The 15980-nt window shown below is 57.7% G+C and carries 14 protein-coding genes; 8 read left to right on the top strand and 6 right to left on the bottom strand.

The genetic code is table 11. The features are described from left to right. Positions 1 to 25: 25 nt before the first annotated feature. Positions 26 to 496 (bottom strand): SPOR domain-containing protein, encoded by a 471-nt coding sequence (locus J8C06_RS08275; protein ID WP_211428241.1) that lies wholly within the window; start codon positions 494 to 496, stop codon positions 26 to 28. Between the two features lie 590 nt (positions 497 to 1086). Here J8C06_RS08275 and J8C06_RS08270 point away from each other — a divergent pair. The 6 genes from J8C06_RS08270 to J8C06_RS08245 all read left to right on the top strand — a co-directional run bounded on the left by J8C06_RS08270 (position 1087) and on the right by J8C06_RS08245 (position 5433). Further along, a complete protein-coding gene (locus J8C06_RS08270) occupies positions 1087 to 1278 on the top strand; it encodes a hypothetical protein (protein WP_211428240.1) in 192 nt (63 codons plus the stop codon). Positions 1279 to 1829: 551 nt separating this feature from the next. Beyond that, complete coding sequence (locus J8C06_RS08265) at positions 1830 to 2576, top strand: magnesium and cobalt transport protein CorA (RefSeq protein ID WP_211428239.1); 747 nt, start codon at positions 1830 to 1832, stop codon at positions 2574 to 2576. A gap of 1117 nt (positions 2577 to 3693) precedes the next feature. Further along, positions 3694 to 4071, top strand: a complete 378-nt coding sequence (locus tag J8C06_RS08260) for a hypothetical protein (RefSeq protein WP_211428238.1) — start codon at positions 3694 to 3696, stop codon at positions 4069 to 4071. Positions 4072 to 4100: 29 nt separating this feature from the next. Then, entirely contained in the window at positions 4101 to 4550 is a 450-nt protein-coding gene (locus tag J8C06_RS08255) for a hypothetical protein (RefSeq protein ID WP_211428237.1), read from the top strand. After that, complete coding sequence (locus J8C06_RS08250) at positions 4543 to 4686, top strand: hypothetical protein (protein WP_211428236.1); 144 nt, start codon at positions 4543 to 4545, stop codon at positions 4684 to 4686. Before J8C06_RS08255 ends, J8C06_RS08250 begins: the two co-directional genes overlap by 8 nt. A gap of 39 nt (positions 4687 to 4725) precedes the next feature. Continuing rightward, complete coding sequence (locus J8C06_RS08245) at positions 4726 to 5433, top strand: Uma2 family endonuclease (protein ID WP_211428235.1); 708 nt, start codon at positions 4726 to 4728, stop codon at positions 5431 to 5433. Here J8C06_RS08245 and J8C06_RS08240 read toward each other — a convergent pair. The 5 genes from J8C06_RS08240 to J8C06_RS08220 all read right to left on the bottom strand — a co-directional run bounded on the left by J8C06_RS08240 (position 5430) and on the right by J8C06_RS08220 (position 10471). After that, positions 5430 to 6845 (bottom strand): aspartate kinase, encoded by a 1416-nt coding sequence (locus J8C06_RS08240; protein ID WP_211428234.1) that lies wholly within the window; start codon positions 6843 to 6845, stop codon positions 5430 to 5432. The genes J8C06_RS08245 and J8C06_RS08240 overlap by 4 nt on opposite strands. Beyond that, a complete protein-coding gene (locus J8C06_RS08235) occupies positions 6845 to 7270 on the bottom strand; it encodes a hypothetical protein (protein ID WP_211428233.1) in 426 nt (141 codons plus the stop codon). The genes J8C06_RS08240 and J8C06_RS08235 overlap by 1 nt, the downstream gene beginning before the upstream one ends. 88 nt (positions 7271 to 7358) lie before the next feature. Next, complete coding sequence (gene bioB, locus J8C06_RS08230) at positions 7359 to 8405, bottom strand: biotin synthase BioB (RefSeq protein WP_211428232.1); 1047 nt, start codon at positions 8403 to 8405, stop codon at positions 7359 to 7361. 30 nt (positions 8406 to 8435) lie between these two features. Then, the gene (locus J8C06_RS08225) at positions 8436 to 9323 is read right to left on the bottom strand and encodes a hypothetical protein (RefSeq protein ID WP_211428231.1); all 888 of its coding nucleotides are present in this window, start codon (positions 9321 to 9323) and stop codon (positions 8436 to 8438) included. Positions 9324 to 9472: 149 nt separating this feature from the next. Then, complete coding sequence (locus tag J8C06_RS08220; protein WP_211428230.1) at positions 9473 to 10471, bottom strand: hypothetical protein; 999 nt, start codon at positions 10469 to 10471, stop codon at positions 9473 to 9475. Positions 10472 to 11221: 750 nt separating this feature from the next. Here J8C06_RS08220 and J8C06_RS08215 point away from each other — a divergent pair. Next, entirely contained in the window at positions 11222 to 14461 is a 3240-nt protein-coding gene (locus J8C06_RS08215) for a TonB-dependent receptor (protein WP_211428229.1), read from the top strand. A gap of 383 nt (positions 14462 to 14844) precedes the next feature. Next, positions 14845 to 15963 carry a carboxypeptidase-like regulatory domain-containing protein gene (locus J8C06_RS08210; protein ID WP_211428228.1) on the top strand — a complete coding sequence of 373 codons (1119 nt, stop codon included), beginning with the start codon at positions 14845 to 14847 and terminating at the stop codon, positions 15961 to 15963. The last annotated feature ends 17 nt before the right edge of the window (positions 15964 to 15980 follow it).

Raw genomic sequence — 15980 nt, 5'->3', positions numbered from 1 at the left:
CATGGTAGATCGGTTTGGCGTCGCGTCAGTTTTGTACGACTCGGGCCGAGCGAAAACCAAAATCGCGGCGTAACTCTTCGCTGACTTGGTTGGCTGTCGCCAAGTTATACAAGCCGACTTTGACCAAGTACAACTCATTTTCGGCTTCAGGGGTTGGGCGTGTCACGAACGCGCTCGTGAAGCCCTTCCGATTGAGTTCCGCGACAAGTCGGTTGGCTTCGTCGGCGGTGGCCACTGCCGCGACCTGCACGGCGTACCGTGCATCGGGTAGCACAATGGCGTGTTCAATTGGCTGCTCCAACGGCATCGCCGCCGGCGCTGGAGAACGTTTGGTCAGGGAAGCAAAGGGCGATAGTTTGCCGACGTTCACGCCGAGCGCAAAGAAAACCGTGCACGATGCCACCCAGATCGCGTAGCCAATCACGACCGGCCGCAGCCGCCGGGGCGGCAACGGGTCGGATGGGCGTGGAAGCGAAGAAGGCGATGAAGATCGCATGACAACTGGCAGCCAATGCACTAGCTCAGATACTGGGTAGGCTAAGTCTCCCATTCTCTCTGGCAGGGGTAAACAATACCAAACATCCAGCGCCTGAAACATCATTGCTGGCTTGCATTGGGCCAAACGGCGGTGGCGACCTTCGCGTCTGCCTGTTGCCTGCTATCCGGCTCCTACGATGAAACCTACGCTCACCTCAACACAGCCCGTCCGCAACGGACTGCCTCGACCGCCGCGCCAACCAAAGCCGAAGCTAACCTGTCCACAGAAAAAGCCATGTTGACCAAGGTTTACCGAGAAATGCCGAACATATCACGCGAATCCCGATAGACCAAAGGCACGCTTTTTCAGGTCGTTGCCAACCACACTTAGAGCTGGCGTCTGGAAGGTTGCTCTCAGTACCGGCCAATCTCATCAACGCGCCGGTAAACCTTGATCGGATATGTTTTTTGTGGAATCCAACCCTCTCACCCCTCATTGACCGCCTCTATGACTGTCACTGTGCCGGGGAACACGGTAACGATCAAGAACCAAGAAAGTGATGTGTGCCCCAGCGACATGACTGCAACGTCGTTAGAGACCGTTGCGTCTTGAGTGAACTGTGGGCAGGTCATGGTATCGGGCGTTTCGCAAGCATGGATGCCGTTATCATGGAGAACAAGGGCGGCACAGGGTTCGGTGATAGCCCACCCGACGAAGACGATCTTTCAGAAAAACGACACCCCAAAAAAACTCATCCTGCATTATCACTGATGCCTGCCCTCAAGATGCCTCAGATGTGAAGATCATTGCCAAACAGATACTTATCAGCTTGACTTGGCTTGCGGAAGTTCCTCATGATAAGAACAACAGCTCTTCGTTCAACTCTCCGAATACTCGCCGATCCTGAAAACAATGGTTGACTCTGGCTACCTGCGGAAAAAAGTCAACCTCTATCAGGAGCAACTCAGGCAATAAACTGGTAAAGTAATGTCCGATGGGACTTTCTGGTTGGACGAACGCCTATCACTGCCGATAACTCGAAATGGGATTTGTACATGCACTTTATAATATTGGTTGTCGTGGATGTCAGGTCACATGCATTTCAGGCTATCGCAGCTGTGAACCCGCTCATGGTTTGTGTGGTACTTGGTGCATGTGGGGAATTACCAGCATTGGTAGGTGGGACGCTGGGGGACTATGCAATCGTTGAGGTTGTAATTCCACGACCTGAACGAACAAGCTTCACCTTGAAACGCTCGTGACCACACCCATGAACTCAACTGTGAACCACCTGACTCTGCTTCCAAGCCGGAAGCAGAGTCACATCCTAACGCTAGGAGAAGGTAAACCTATGCTTCTGAAACTTACGCGAAGCCATTGCGCCATCGTTGCCACCTTGTTAATGCTCGCATTCTCAACGACTTCTTACGCTCAACGCACATCCGATACACCTCAGCAGGCGAACCGGCCCACCCCACAATCCGCTGAAGCCTGTGCTGCCGAAAAAAATAACTTCAGGAAGGCTTACGGTGAAGTTGCGGCTTATATCAACCAAATGGATCTCAAACAGGGCGTGAACTTCTTTCGTGACCTTCCACCGCCCGTTCGCCGCGGCGTCTATATCGCCATGTCCCCTGAGAAACGTAAGCTTATCTACTACTATGCCTTAGAGCATGTTATTCAACCGGATGTTCCGCTTGAAACCAAGCGTGCCCTCCTCAACAAACTTGAAGAAATCGAGGCACGCTTTAATATCAAAAGTGACGAGGACGCTCAAAGACAAAGTCCTGAACTCGCCAAAGCTTTTGAGGCTCTTTACGAGCAGGCGTCAGACCAAGAAAAAGAACTGATGAAAGGTGCTATGGACTTTTTCTTTCCTAAAAGCATATTGCCTTTTGTTGAAGGAGAATTTGCTATCACACCAGAAGGTAAGCAGTGTTTTGTCGAGCTTTCCAAATATTCCCCGACCTTCAAAGCCATGGTCGATTCCGGCTATCTAGATAAAAAGGTTGCACTCTACCATTCACAGTACAATCAAGATACCGGTAACGGTACTTCTGACGGTATCTTCTGGTGTGCCGAAAAACTCATGCTTTAAAACTCATGCTTTGTTCTGAACGTGACCAGAAGGACTGCTCCAGTCGTCAATCATCGGAAGGCAGGCGACAAAAAGGACCAAGCAGCAACAGAGTAATCGGGCTTCGAGAGCAGGCAATGCGACGAAATTACCCAGCATAGCTGCGACATAGTCAGTCTATCCTGCGTATAGATGTGACGTTGGTAACTCAATCCGCTGTCGCCGTCCGCACCCAAAAGTCAGCACTGCCCCCTCTCGCGCTCCGTCTCAGGCTATAGATATTCTATCTGTCTGGCAGGTATCCATGGGGTTTGGACATTCTTCCCGGCCTGAAGGCTGGAAATTCCTACGACGCTCAGGCGCGGCTTTAAACCTCCTCTGAGTCGCTTTGGCGTCCTTACCTGCGGCTAGCGATGCGGCATCGCTCACTTCACAGGCGCATCGGGCATACCCTGCCCTGGTATGTTATCGCCCGACCACATCGGCGTTTTCCTCGAAGCCACACTTGACACAACCGGGCTTGCGTTGGACGGTTGTCCACCGACATGCAACCACAGCCCGACAGGTCTAGCTCATGTTCTGCGGCGGCGCGGCGATTCTGCGGCGGCGCGGCGACCGGCCAGCCGCCCCGCCATGCCAGCTTGTAAGCTCGTTGGCGCCGGAACTCGAACCAGCCTTGCTCGATAATGGACTTGTTCAGTCTGGACTTGGCCCGAACGTTTCTACCCGGTTGCGCGGCAGTCCCGGCCGCCGACTTGGACATGTTCCGTACCTGCAAGTCCTCGATGCACGGCGTGGTTTTGGCCGATGGCGCTCGTGACCTTGTGCCGGACGTCGCGGCGGAGTGGCGAACGCGGGCATGCATGCGTTGTCTCCTCGCTTTGGCTTTCCTCCGGTTGCGGCTGAACTTCACCTTGCGGCTCATCGCCTGCTGCGCTTTGCGCAAGATGGAAGCGGACAGCCTGGCCCCTTCATCGGTCAGACGACTGCATTAGTCAGACGACTTGTGCGGAAAATTTGAACTTGCGCGCAATTTCAGCGATAGTGGAACTACGCCGGCGTGTACAACTCGTCTGTTCATCGGCGACTGCTCGTGTCCCCGGAGCGCCATTCCTCGGTTCCTGCGAGGCACGAAGCCATGAGCGAATCGAATCCTGCTACGCCGCTCCTCGAACGCGGCTTTTCCAACCTTCTCGTGACAGGCATTCTCTATCCGATGACCTGTCTGCCCTTCATGCCCCTGACGGGGATTTACAAAACCGGCAAGCTCGTCTTTGAGCAACTCAAAGATACGCCGCTCGGTAAGACGACGACCTCCCACATCACGGCTACGGCTGTCATTACGCCAGTCATTATGATGCCGCTGATGGTTCCGCTGGGCCTCGCTCAGGGGCTGACGTTTGTCTCTGACAACGTCGCCAAGCATGGTATTGACAAAGGGGTGGAAAACCTCATCGGCAAGATCACGGGTGTGGTTCGCACGACTGCGGACAGCGCACTCAATCGCGGCAACTGAATAAGTTCCGAGAAAGCCTGGTGATAACCATGCCGACCCTAATCGCAGTTGAAGCTCCGGTTGAGGTATGCACTTGTGGGGCAACCATGGAGGCATCCGCGCAGTCTGGACCACGCCGTTTTGATTATGTGTGCCCAGCTTGCGACAACCACAAAGCTAACTACGCTGCCATCACAATCCGCAACTCAAAGACAAACCGTGTCCATCGGGGCTGGCTGGTCGGTAAAACCAAGCCGGTTTACATCGGCCATGTGCTTTACCACCAGTTGACCATCGAAATCCCACAGAGTGACGGCGCGGAGATGTGCCACGACCTCAGTATGCGGATGGCTTATGGACGCAAGCCACACGTCACCTTGGAGATTGCCGATGGGCGGTCACGTGGCGACTTGATTTTTCTCTTCAATCGTGGGTGGATGGAAGATGAACAGCACACCACGATTGTGCTCGAGGAAGTCGGACGCTCGTTGTTTGAGTGAGGAATGGTTTGGGGAAGCGTTGCCCAACGGTGTCACCGTCCATCCGGGTTACCGTGGAGGGCTGCGAGCCGTCGGCGCGCCAGTCCCGCCGTTGCTCATCCCGTCATCGCTTGGCGACCTCTGCGCTTTCGGCTAGTCTCTGACGGCAGTTTCCGGCCGCAGGGGGCAAGTGGCGATGTCGTTGGCGTATATCTTGCAGGAGCTTGACGACCCCGATTTTGACGACATTCACGGCGATGATGAAACGGGCGGTTTTGCGGCCGACAAGGCCCTGCGCTTGCTGGTTTCCTCGCTGTACGCGAGTTGGCGGCCGTCTGCCGTGACCTTCCTGGCCGCAGCGCGGGTTGCCGTCAGGTGCGGGGAGCGGTTATCCCAGGTTACAACCGTTGTGCCGGATGTCCTGGTCGCCGCTGGTGTCACGCCGTCTGCCGAATGGTGGAAGCCATCCCATCGTGTGTATCTGGTTTCCCGGTTTGGTAAGCCACCGGATGTGGCCATTGACCTGCTGACGCGCGCCGCCGAGCGCCCTGAGACACCGGTCGCAAGGCAGCAGGCCTACGAACAGATGGGCGTCACCTACTGGGTGGTCTATGACCCATGTCGTCTCCGTTCGGCGCAACCGGTGACCGTCTTTGAGCGGAATGGACAACGCCTGACGCCCCGGGCAGATACCCAGCTTCCGCGGCTTGGTCTGGGGCTGACCCTCTGGCGTGGAACGTTCGAGCAGCGGGATGACGAATGGCTGCGCTGGAACGACCTGTCCGGCAACCTGTTGCTGACCGGTGACGAACTGGCGACCTACTGGCGTTGCCGGGCAACGGAACTGCAAGCACAGGTCCAAGCGTCTTCGGTTCAAGCGCCACCGGCCAAGCCCGACCACTAAGCCGAAGTCATCGCGCCCAACTCAAAGCGTTCGTGAATGGCAGTCACCGCGGCGGCGGCTTCACCTTCGGCCACGACAAACGAGATGTTGATTTCTGATGAACCTTGCGCAATGGCGATGACATTGACGTTGGCCGTGGCCACGGCCGAGAAAATTCGCGCGGCAATTCCCGGCCGGCCGCGCATCCCGGCCCCAACCACCGCTACGATAGCCACCGGCTGGTGCGCATCCACGCGCTCGACACAGCCCTGGTGAAACTCAACGGCCAGGGCTTTGACCAGGGCCGCCCGGGTTTTTTCGGCATCCGCGCCTTCGATCATGAAGCACAAGTTATTCTCGGATGACGATTGCGAAATGAGTAAAACATTCACCCCGGCCGCCGCCACGGCCGCGAAGGTCTTGGCGGCAATGCCCGGCACGCCCAGCATGCCACGTCCGGCGACGGTGATCAGCGCCAGCCCCTTGATGGAAGTCACTGACTTGACATCGGCCTGCCAGTCGCCAGTGGTGGCTGAGACGCACGTCCCCGGCGAGTCGGGCCGAAAGCTGTTCTTGACGTAGAGCGGAATCCCCTTTGGAATCAATGGAAGCAAGGTCTTGGGATGAAGTACCTTTGCGCCATAGTAGGCCAGTTCACCGGCTTCGGCGTAACTAATCTCTGACAAGACCTGGGCCGTTGGCACGAGGCGTGGGTCAGCCGTCATGAAGCCGTCGGCATCCGTCCAGATAACCACTCCGTCGGCTTCGAGTGCCGCGCCCAGAATTCCGGCAGAATAGTCCGAGCCGCCACGTCCAAGCGTCGTCGGAATACCCTCTGGCGTAGCGCCGATGAATCCGGTAACGACAGGAATCTGCCCAGTTTCAAGCACCGGGCGCAGGCATTCGCGGGCGGCCAGCGCGGTTGCGGCCAGGTCAGGCGTGGCTGACCCGAACATATCGTCCGTTACAATCAGTTGGTCGGCGTCAAAGGCTACGGCTGGGATGCCGTCCGCGCGCAGCGCTGCCGCGACCAGTCGGGCAGACAACCGCTCGCCTAGCCCGGCGATGAAATCCTGGGCGCGGGGCGGTAACTCACCAACCAACGCAATGCCTTCACCAATTCGGGCGAAACGCTCCAGTAAAGCGTCGAGTTGAGCCTGCAACGCCTGGTGTTCGGCATCCGAAGCGACCACCTGCGCCAGCGTTTCAAGGTGCCGCCGCCGCAGTTCGGCATGAGCGTGGTCAATGGCTGCGACATTGCCGCCAACGGCCGCCTGGACGGCGCCAAGCAACATATTGGTGACGCCGGCCATTGCCGACACCACCACGACCACATGCGGATCACGGGCGCGTTCGGCGGCAACGATCAAGACCAGTTGCCGAATGCGTTCCGCGTTGCCGACCGACGTGCCACCAAACTTCAAAACCTGCATCAGCGAATTTCGACCGTCAGTGAGTACTTGATGCTGCTCCTGAGACGGTCGGGCGGGGAGATCTGCGAGACGATGAGAATATAATCACCTGTCTTGGGCAGTGTGACCGACGCCGTGCGGACAGGCTGGTACACGCTTTCTTCCAGCGGAGCTGCGCCGCCAGTCTCGTCTGGGTCAACATCGTAAACCACTGCGCCAACTTGTGGGGTGGTTTTGCTCAGGGCGAATGAAAGCGTTTGCCCGGCCGAGGCGCGTAGGACGTATTTTCGCCCAGCCCGATTCGGCAGCAGCGTGCCGCTCACCGTCGTGGATGACGCCCCAGGCGTGAAACGAATGCGCGTTGGGCGCGCAGTTTGGCCAAACGCAGGGAACGCCACCGCTGCCGCGAGGGACACTCCCAATCCAACCAACACTTGTCGTCGCATGGTGTTACCTTATGATGGGTTTGTTGAGTAAGTTTTGCTGCCAAAAACGATGGCATGGCCGTGAAACGACGTTCTCAAGTCAATGCCCTCAACCGAGTGTCGCGGCCGCGGCAGCGCAGCCGAAGGGTTCTCCATCCACCGGTTCTTTGGAAGCAGGCGCTTTGAAAGGCACACGCGGGTAAAGTCCTAGCGTGGCCAGCAGCCGCGTATCTTCGGCATAGTCATTGGTCGGGGAAGCTTCGGTGAGCATGATCTTGGCGTCACTTGAAAAAATTGAGTTAGCGCCGGCCAGGAAGCACATCGCTTGCGCTTCTTCGGAAAGCTGCGTTCGACCGGCCGAAAGGCGGATGATCGAACGCGGCATGGCAATCCGCGCCGTCGCAATGACGCGCACCGTTTCCCAAACGGAAACATCCGCTTGGCTTTCCAGCGGTGTCCCCGGCACACGGGTGAGGATGTTCACGGGGACGGATTCCGGGTGGGGCTGCATGGTCGCCAGGGTGTGCAGCAGCCCAATGCGGTCGGCAACGCTTTCGCCGAGGCCGAGGATGCCACCAGTGCAGAGCGTGACGTTGGTTTTGCGTACGTTGGCGAGTGTCTCTAGCCGGTCGTCATACGCGCGTGTCGTCGTGATCTGACCATAGTGCTCGCGGGACGTATCGAGGTTGTGGTTGTAGGCATGAAGTCCGGCCGCTTCCAGCCGCCGGGCCTGCGCTTCGGTCAGCATGCCCAGCGTACAGCACACCTCAACGCCGAGCGCGTTGACGCCGCGCACCATGTCGAGCACCGCCTCAAACTGGTCGTCGTCGCGGACGTTGCGCCAGGCCGCCCCCATGCAAATCCGACTGACCCCGTTGGCTTTGGCTCGTTCGGCAATCGCTACGACGGTGGCTCTGTCCAAGAGCGGTTGGGAAGCGATACCGGTTTCGTAGTGCGCCGACTGTGAACAGTAGCCGCAGTCTTCCGGGCAGCCACCGGTTTTGATGGAAATGAGACGGCAAACCTGAACTTCCCGCGGGTCATGACCGGCGCGGTGAACAGTGGCTGCCCGGTGCACCAGCTCCAGGAGTGGCAGATCGTGAATGGCGCGCAGTTCATCGCGCGTCCAGTCAAATCGGATCGAGATGTTGGACATTGAACAAACAGCCTTGACCTCAAGATCGACTCAGAAGACGACGACAGTCGGGTAGAGCGGGACGGTCCACACCGGGCTGACGTAGTACGGACTGAGATAGGGCGTATAGTACACGTACGGGTTGGTGATGACAAAATCGTAGTCGTACACCGTTTCGGTCGTGGTGGTGGTCGCAGTGGTAGGCGTGGTGGGTGTGGCAGCTTCGAGTGCGCGCTGTTCAGCCTCGATTTCCTGCCCACGGCGCACCAGTTCGAGCATGATTTGGCTGCCGCGCGTGACCATGTCCGTCAGGACATCGTCTGGGGTGACTTCGAGGGTTTGACCGGGATTGTTAGGGTCAGTTGTCGTGTAGCCAAGCTGGCAGGGGTGGAGGTTGGTGTTGACGATATCCAGAATCTCCTGCCACAGCTCGCCCGACAACACACCCAGTTCCCACTTACCATCGGCGTAATCGTCAAACCGACCTTCCATCACGAAGGACATGAAGACGATTTCAACTGGGTCGAGCTTTTTGTAGATCGCCACGGCAACGCGCAGGTCTTCCCAGCGGTCTTGCTGGAGGTAAAGCCGCCAGCCATCGTCGTCGAAGTCGTAGTAACGCTCAAAAGCAAATTCGCCGGTTGCCAAGTCCACCGCGCAGTAGATGTCATAAACCGTCAAATACTCTTCGTAACGTTGACGGAACCGACGCACCCGCTCCTTGCCGGCTTCCGTCAGTGCGTAGTGCGCACCCTGAATTTCAATCAGATGTTCGTTGAAGAGCGTCTGAATGACATCCTTGAGCGCCATTTCATCCGGGTCGGTTGGCACGACGGCAAACTGGCGGCCTTTGCGGGCCATTTTGTCAAGCACGAAGATGCTTGCGAAACCAATCCGTTGAGCGTCGGTTAGGGCATAGGTCTGCTTGGGTGTGGTCATGGATCTTCCTCAACTTGGGGTGGTCATGTCGCTGGTGGGCGGCCTGCCGTGCGTGTGGGCATGCGCGGCGGACGCGACCAGCTACGGCATACGTCCGCCACGAGTGGCTGCTGGGTGGATTCGGCTCGCCAGGATTGGCGACGGATGGATCAGTTGCGCCGACCGCGCGTGTTGAAGTTGCGACTGGGTGGCGGCGCTGTCGGGCGGGCAGCCGCCGGTGGGGCAGGGCGTGATACCGGAGGCGGTGCCGTTGGACGGCTGGCGCTCGGTGGTGGCGCTGCTGGGCGGGCTGGCGGCGCCGATGCTGGATTTGACCGCTGTGCGGCCGGCCCTTGCCCAAAGCCCCCGGCGGCAACCGGGCGATTGTCGTCGCGCTGCTGGAACTGGCGTTGGGTCTGGCCTGGTTGGGTGAGTGGCTGACGGAAACTAGGCGCTACCTTGCCGGCGTTGGGTGACGGCGGCAACGACCGAACTGGCGGCGCGGACGACCGCTGAACGGGCACATTCCGGGTGTAGTTCGTGACGGTCGTGCGATAGGTCGCCACCGGCACTGGCGCATAGGGACGGTAGTAGGCCGGGAATGCCCCAAACCCATACGGAGAAACATAAAAAGCCGGTCGCGGCGTCAGCGCCCAGGCCAAGAAGAGCGCCGTCGCGATGGGGAGTGCCGCTGAGTAATAGACGTTTGGGCCATACACGGCCGGATGCCCCTGCACTTGGACGGTTGCTTCCGACTGTCCTGGCGTCTGTTCGATGACGAGGTTGGCGACTTCCTGCTCTTGGCCGTCATTGAGCAGCGCGACGAAGGAGAAGTTTTTGGTAGTTCCGCCACCATATTCCTGAACCCGGACGTAGTCCACGTTGCCATCTTCGTCGAGGTCGAGGTTATTGATGGAGCCGGGCTGGTTGAGCAAGCGTTCGAGGGTTTCGGCATCCTTAGCCTGCTTGGTCAGTCCGATGAGCGCCTGAAGGTCAAGCCCCTGACCTGGAACATTACTGGTTGCCGTGACCGTTGACGGCTTGGCTGGTGGGGCGCTAACCGGTTGAGGTGCTGGGCGGGATGCTGAGCAAGCAAAGCATCCACTGGTGAGGAGGGCGGCGATACCAAGGGCCGTGCCGCGCATCCAGAAGCCAGTCGGTGAAACCATGTCGCAAACTCCTTCCAATGGTGATTTGGGGGAAATGGATCTACCTGTTCGTTGAACAAAGCACTTCTGAGGCGGCACATGGCCACCGTCCAGCTGTGGCTCAAACGCTATCCCCCAGCCTAAAGTTCCAGAGCTTGGTGGTTTACAGGAGTGCTGCCGGCCAAGCGACTGTAGCCTGACAGCGTCTGGCCTGGCGAATCAAGACTGTGTCGGACCAGTCGCCGCCGCTCATCCACGCTTACCGAGGTTGGTCGGTCCGGTGGAATTCGGTCCTGTGGGAACAGCCTGTATGGCCGAAAAACGTGGTCTCGTTGCGGCGGGCTGTCTGCCAGCGTCTGAAACCGCTGTTTGCCAACATCTGAAACCCAAGCCCTGAGTATCAAAAACTGAATACCAAAACTGCGTACCAAGCTGGGCCAAGCGTTGAAGATTCGTCCTGGATTTGGTTGACCATCAAGGCTTGCGCCAGGTCAGTAATCCAAAAAAAACAATTAATCCGAAAAATAAAATGCCCTACGCGGGCGAGCGCACCGGCCGACCAGTCCGTGTGTTTGTACCAGCCCCTGGAGAAGCCAATGAAAAATAGCGTTGGGTGTATCCGGTTGCGTTGAGGAAGGCAGCCAGGCAGCGAAAACTGTTTAAGTAAGCAAGCTGTGGCGCGAAAGTTGCCTGAAAGACTCCGGTGGGGTTACCTAGTGACTCGTTGATAACCCTTGGAATCCCTTAGCTAGGCTTTAGAGAGGAAATCCTATGTTCTCAGTAAAGACTTACCCTAGCCTACGCAGGCTGCATTGGCTTCAAACCGGCGTGTTTTGCCTCATCGTCGGGTTAGCCAATGTTGCCGCCGTGGCGCAAACCATCTACGGGAATGTCTCCGGTCGGGTGACCGATCAGACAGGCGCTGCCATCGTTGGCGCACGGATTGAAGCGAGGAATCTCGACACCGGAGAGACTCGCGAAATTGTCAGTAGCAGTGATGGAACCTATACTCTTCGCTCGCTGCCTGGCGGACGTTATGCCATTCGCATTTCGGCGGATTCATTCGAGACGCTCGTGCGGGAGCCCGTGAACGTCACGGTCGCGCGCGACGCCATTGTGGACGCCGAGCTCAAGCCCGGCAGCAGCCAGGAAGTCGTGACCGTGACGGGTGAAGCCACCTTGATTGAGACGAGCCGCAGCCAAGTCAGTAAGCAAGTGGATGGTCGCCGGATTTTGCAACTGCCGGGACGCAACACGCTCAACGGACTGGCTTTGCTCCAGCCGGGTGTGGTCAACAACCAGAACGCCCGTCCAGGTTCAGGCTTTGCTGTCAACGGCGCACGGACCCGTTCCAACAACTTCCTCATTGACGGCACCCAGAACAATGACCCGTCGCTCTCGATTCCGGTGCAGAACCTGCCGCCCGAGGCCCTGGCCGAGTTCCAAATCATCACCAATAACTTTTCGGCTGAGTTCGGTCGCAACGGTGGCGCCATCGTGCAGCAGCTCACCCGCTCTGGAACGAATGAGTTTAGCGGGATTGCGCACTACACTTGGCTGGGGAACGGTCGTGACTCACTGACCACGGCCCAGCAACGCACCTTCAATGCCGCTCGCGCGCAAGGCTTTAGCGAGAAAGAAGCGCTGCGCCGCGCCCGTGCCGTGACGGTCGAAAATACCTGGGGGATTACCTTTGGTGGGCCGATCAAGAAGGATAAAATCTTCTTCTTCACCAGCTTTGACCGGAACACATTTCGGACAACGGCCGCCCCGATCACCGTTGCCATTGCTCCGTCTGGAATCGCAGCTTTGCAAGCCTACGCGGCTGCCAATCCATCTGGGCCAAACGCCCTCGCGCCAGGCGCATTGACCTTTCTGACCAATACGTTCCCAACGGCAAACGACCCGACGCCGCGCGGCACGATCACCGTTCGGCGGCCGTCAGACAACGCCATCGTGGCAACGTTGCCTGTGCAGCAATTCAACCGGGCGCTGGCCGGAAGTCTTCCGTATGGCACAAACTTCTGGCGGCTCCTCGTCAGGGGCGACATCAACCTGACCAGTAATGACCGATTTTCACTCCGGTACCTCCAGGACCGCAGCCGTGACCCTGGGTCGCCGACGGCCATTGCCGGCAACGAAATCGGAACGAACGTTGACAACTACAACGGCGCGGTCAACTACATTCGGACTTTCGGTCCGCGTATCGTCAATGAGTTCCGTTTCAGTTTTGTGGATCGGGCGCTCAACTTCCCGGAAAATGTGCCACCACAAATTAGTATCGGTGGCTTCAATTCAGTGGGAAATGCCAACTTCCCGCAGTTCCGCAACAGCCGGGTCATCGAGTTCACCGACGCGCTGACCTGGACCTTTAACAAACACACGCTGAAGTTCGGTGGAAGCTACAATCGCATCAACCTCGACTCCTTCTTTGCGCCCAACTTCCGTGGCTCAGTTTCCTACGGCTCGCTGTCGGACCTGCTCTTCGACCGAAATGCCAGCTTCTCACAATATGCTGGCACGGGGCTGGTTCCCGCGCGGGTCAACGAGGTGGGTGTTTTCTTCCAGGATGATTACCGCATCCGTCCCTCGCTCACGCTGAACCTTGGACTGCGTTATGAGTATGTGTCTGCCCCGTTTGGATTTTTCTCCAATGCCGAGCCAGACATCAACAACTTTGCTCCACGGATCGGCTTTGCCTGGAATCCACGGGTTGAAGGCGATGGGTTCATTGCCACCATGCTCGGCCGGGACAAGACGGTGATTCGTGGTGGGTATGGTATCTCCTACGACCAAATCTTTCTCAACATCTTGCTCAACAACTCGCGTAACTTCCCACGCGGGGTCAACGTGGCCATTGGACCCATCAGCGATCAGCGGTTGTACATTGCCAGCAACCGTCCGGCACCGCCAACGCCATCGCAGTTTACCGGCGACCCAAACCTGCTGCCGGTGCGGTTGTATTCGCCCAACAAGCGCGTGTCACTGCCGTATCAACAGTCGTTCAACTTTGGCTTTGAGCGGCAATTGTGGAGTGATTATGTGTTCCGCATGTTTTACATCGGCTCACGTGGGTTGAAGCTGGTGCGTGAGGTTGAAAGCAATCTGGGCTTCAATGCGACCGCCGTCAACGCCAACCCGGCATTTTACGCCAACATTCTGCCCCAGTTGCAGCCCATTCGGAATGCCGCCGGGCAAATCACCGCGTTTCGGCGTGACCCGTCCCGCGGCTCCATCCTCATCGGCGATGGTTTGGCCAGTTCCTGGTATCACTCGTTGCAGTTGACGCTTGGGAAGCGCTTCCGCAATGGCATTCAGTATGAACTGAACTATACGTGGAGCGCCTTTATCAACGATAGCGACGACATCCTGGGCGGGCAGACCAACTCGACGTTGCCGGCCAATCCGCTTAACTTCAGTCAGGATCGTGGACGCTCTGGACTCGACCAACCACACCGCTTTGTCGCCAACTACTCCTTCGAGATTCCACGCATTGACATCTCGAATCCATTCTTCGACCGGTTGGTCAACGGTTGGTCCATGTCCGGTGTCAGCACGTTCTCGTCCGGCACGCCCTTCAGTGTCCTCAATGCGTTCAATGCATTGGGCATTCTCCCTGGGCAGATTTCCACCGTTGAGTTGTCCCAGCGGGTCAGCATCAACCCGGCCGGCCAGCCCGGCACGGCGACCGGTTTCACCGGTGTGACCAACCCATTTTATGTTGCCAACCCGGTCAACTCGGGCATCAATGGTAACAGTGGACGAAACATTCTGCGGACCGGCGGGGTTGCCAGCACGAATTTTGCCTTCGTCAAGCGCATCCGCACGTTTGGTGAGCGGCAGGGGCTCGAAATTCGCTGGGAAGTCTTCAACGTCTTCAACCGGCGGAACTTCACGGTTATCCCCGCCAACACGGTCAACAACGCCACCAATCCGGCGCTGTTCCTCAACCTTGGACAGACGAATGTTGGCGGCCGCTCGATGATCTTCACGGCGCGGTACACCTTCTGATTGCCGGTTCCACACCGGTTGCCAGTTTGCCCGTCAGTCTCTTGGCTGGCGGGCTTTTTTATGAAGCTCGTCAGCGCTTGGTTAAAAACCACTGGGGAAGCCACGCCAAAGTGAGGCTGATATCCGGTCTTTTCTAAAGACTTATCCAAAAATCTGGAAAAAATGCTTCCCGCTCCGTGGATTTGACCGAACCGGTCTCCTTTCCCTGTCGGGGATGTGCAGCCAACATGGCCTTTGAATAGCTGGTTTTATGCTCATCCTTGAAAAAAGACTGGCGTGCGCATCAGATTTGGCTTCAAATTTGCCTATCTCAAAGCCTCAAACACCAAGTACGGATACAAGCTTGACTGGCTCAGAGCCAAGTTTCACGAAAGGAACGTCTCATGATCAGACTTCAGTGGGTATGCCCGCCGTCTTGGGCGGCTAGCTTTACCTTGGTCCTTAGTCTCTTGGTGATGTCCCTCGGCACATTCGGACAAACCACCAACGGACGCTTCGTTGTAACGGTTAAAGACCCAAGCGGTGCGGTGGTAGCTGGCGCGAATGTCTCTGTCACGAATGAGGGGACAAAGCAAACCATTACCGGAACGACGACCGAGAGCGGCGTCTTCACGACCTCGCCACTACCGGTCGGGAGCTACAGCATCACCATCGAAGCCGATGGCTTTACCAAAAGCATCATTGAAAATCTCAACCTGAATGTTGGGCAGGAATATGGCGTTGCCGCCGTGCTTCAGGTCGGAGGCGCAAGCGATGTCGTCACCATCTCGGGTGGTGAGGCCTTGCTTCAGACGACGAACGCCGAAGTGCGTAACACCGTCAATGCGCGACAAACCCAAGAGCTACCGCTGATTACCCGGAGTCCGCTGGCGCTCGTTCAGCTTCAGGCCGGCGTGAACGGCCGGTTGGCCAACACGAACACCGTCATCAACGGCCAACGGTCTTCGACCACGGTCGTGACCCAGGATGGCATCAATATCCAGGACAACTTCATTCGTGCCAACGCGATTGACTTTTCGCCAAATAACCCAACCGTCGCCGGGGTTGGTGAAGCCACCATCATTACCTCGAACGCGACGGCCGACGTGGCCGGCTCATCGGCCGTGCGCTTTGTGACTCCGGCCGGAACGGATGAGTTTCACGGCGAGGTCTTTTGGTTTCATCGGAACAAGGTCCTCAACGCCAACGCCTTTTTCAACAATGCCGCCGGCATTGCTCGCCCAAACTTCATTCGCAACCAGTTCGGTTTCACACTTGGTGGGCCGGTGGGCATTCCCGGTGGCCCCCGCGTCAAGAATTTGTTCTTTTTTGCGACCTTTGAGGGAATTCGGCAGCGGTCTCAGGCCGGGTTGACCACCACTGTCCTGACACCGAACGCGCGCCAGGGCATTTTCACTTACATTGACAATGCCGGTGTGCGCCGCACGATTGACCTGCTTGCTCTCCGCGGTATCTCGATTGATCCGACCATTGCTTCGTTCATTGCGCGCGTGCCGAACTAATCAAACCTCACGACCGT

This window comes from Chloracidobacterium validum, assembly GCF_018304825.1.
Classification (GTDB): domain Bacteria; phylum Acidobacteriota; class Blastocatellia; order Chloracidobacteriales; family Chloracidobacteriaceae; genus Chloracidobacterium; species Chloracidobacterium validum.
The sequence above is the reverse complement of the archived record's forward strand: the minus strand, read 5'-3'. Positions and strand labels throughout refer to the sequence as shown.

Bases quoted from the DNA above. Each gene is read 5' to 3' on its own strand.
- J8C06_RS08275 (WP_211428241.1), bottom strand. From the start codon at position 496: ATGCGATCTTCATCGCCTTCTTCGCTTCCACGCCCATCCGACCCGTTG.
- J8C06_RS08265 (WP_211428239.1), top strand. From the start codon at position 1,830: ATGCTTCTGAAACTTACGCGAAGCCATTGCGCCATCGTTGCCACCTTG.
- J8C06_RS08260 (WP_211428238.1), top strand. From the start codon at position 3,694: ATGAGCGAATCGAATCCTGCTACGCCGCTCCTCGAACGCGGCTTTTCC.
- J8C06_RS08255 (WP_211428237.1), top strand. From the start codon at position 4,101: ATGCCGACCCTAATCGCAGTTGAAGCTCCGGTTGAGGTATGCACTTGT.
- J8C06_RS08245 (WP_211428235.1), top strand. From the start codon at position 4,726: ATGTCGTTGGCGTATATCTTGCAGGAGCTTGACGACCCCGATTTTGAC.
- J8C06_RS08240 (WP_211428234.1), bottom strand. From the start codon at position 6,845: ATGCAGGTTTTGAAGTTTGGTGGCACGTCGGTCGGCAACGCGGAACGC.
- J8C06_RS08235 (WP_211428233.1), bottom strand. From the start codon at position 7,270: ATGCGACGACAAGTGTTGGTTGGATTGGGAGTGTCCCTCGCGGCAGCG.
- bioB (WP_211428232.1), bottom strand. From the start codon at position 8,405: ATGTCCAACATCTCGATCCGATTTGACTGGACGCGCGATGAACTGCGC.
- J8C06_RS08225 (WP_211428231.1), bottom strand. From the start codon at position 9,323: ATGACCACACCCAAGCAGACCTATGCCCTAACCGACGCTCAACGGATT.
- J8C06_RS08220 (WP_211428230.1), bottom strand. From the start codon at position 10,471: ATGGTTTCACCGACTGGCTTCTGGATGCGCGGCACGGCCCTTGGTATC.
- J8C06_RS08215 (WP_211428229.1), top strand. From the start codon at position 11,222: ATGTTCTCAGTAAAGACTTACCCTAGCCTACGCAGGCTGCATTGGCTT.
- J8C06_RS08210 (WP_211428228.1), top strand. From the start codon at position 14,845: ATGATCAGACTTCAGTGGGTATGCCCGCCGTCTTGGGCGGCTAGCTTT.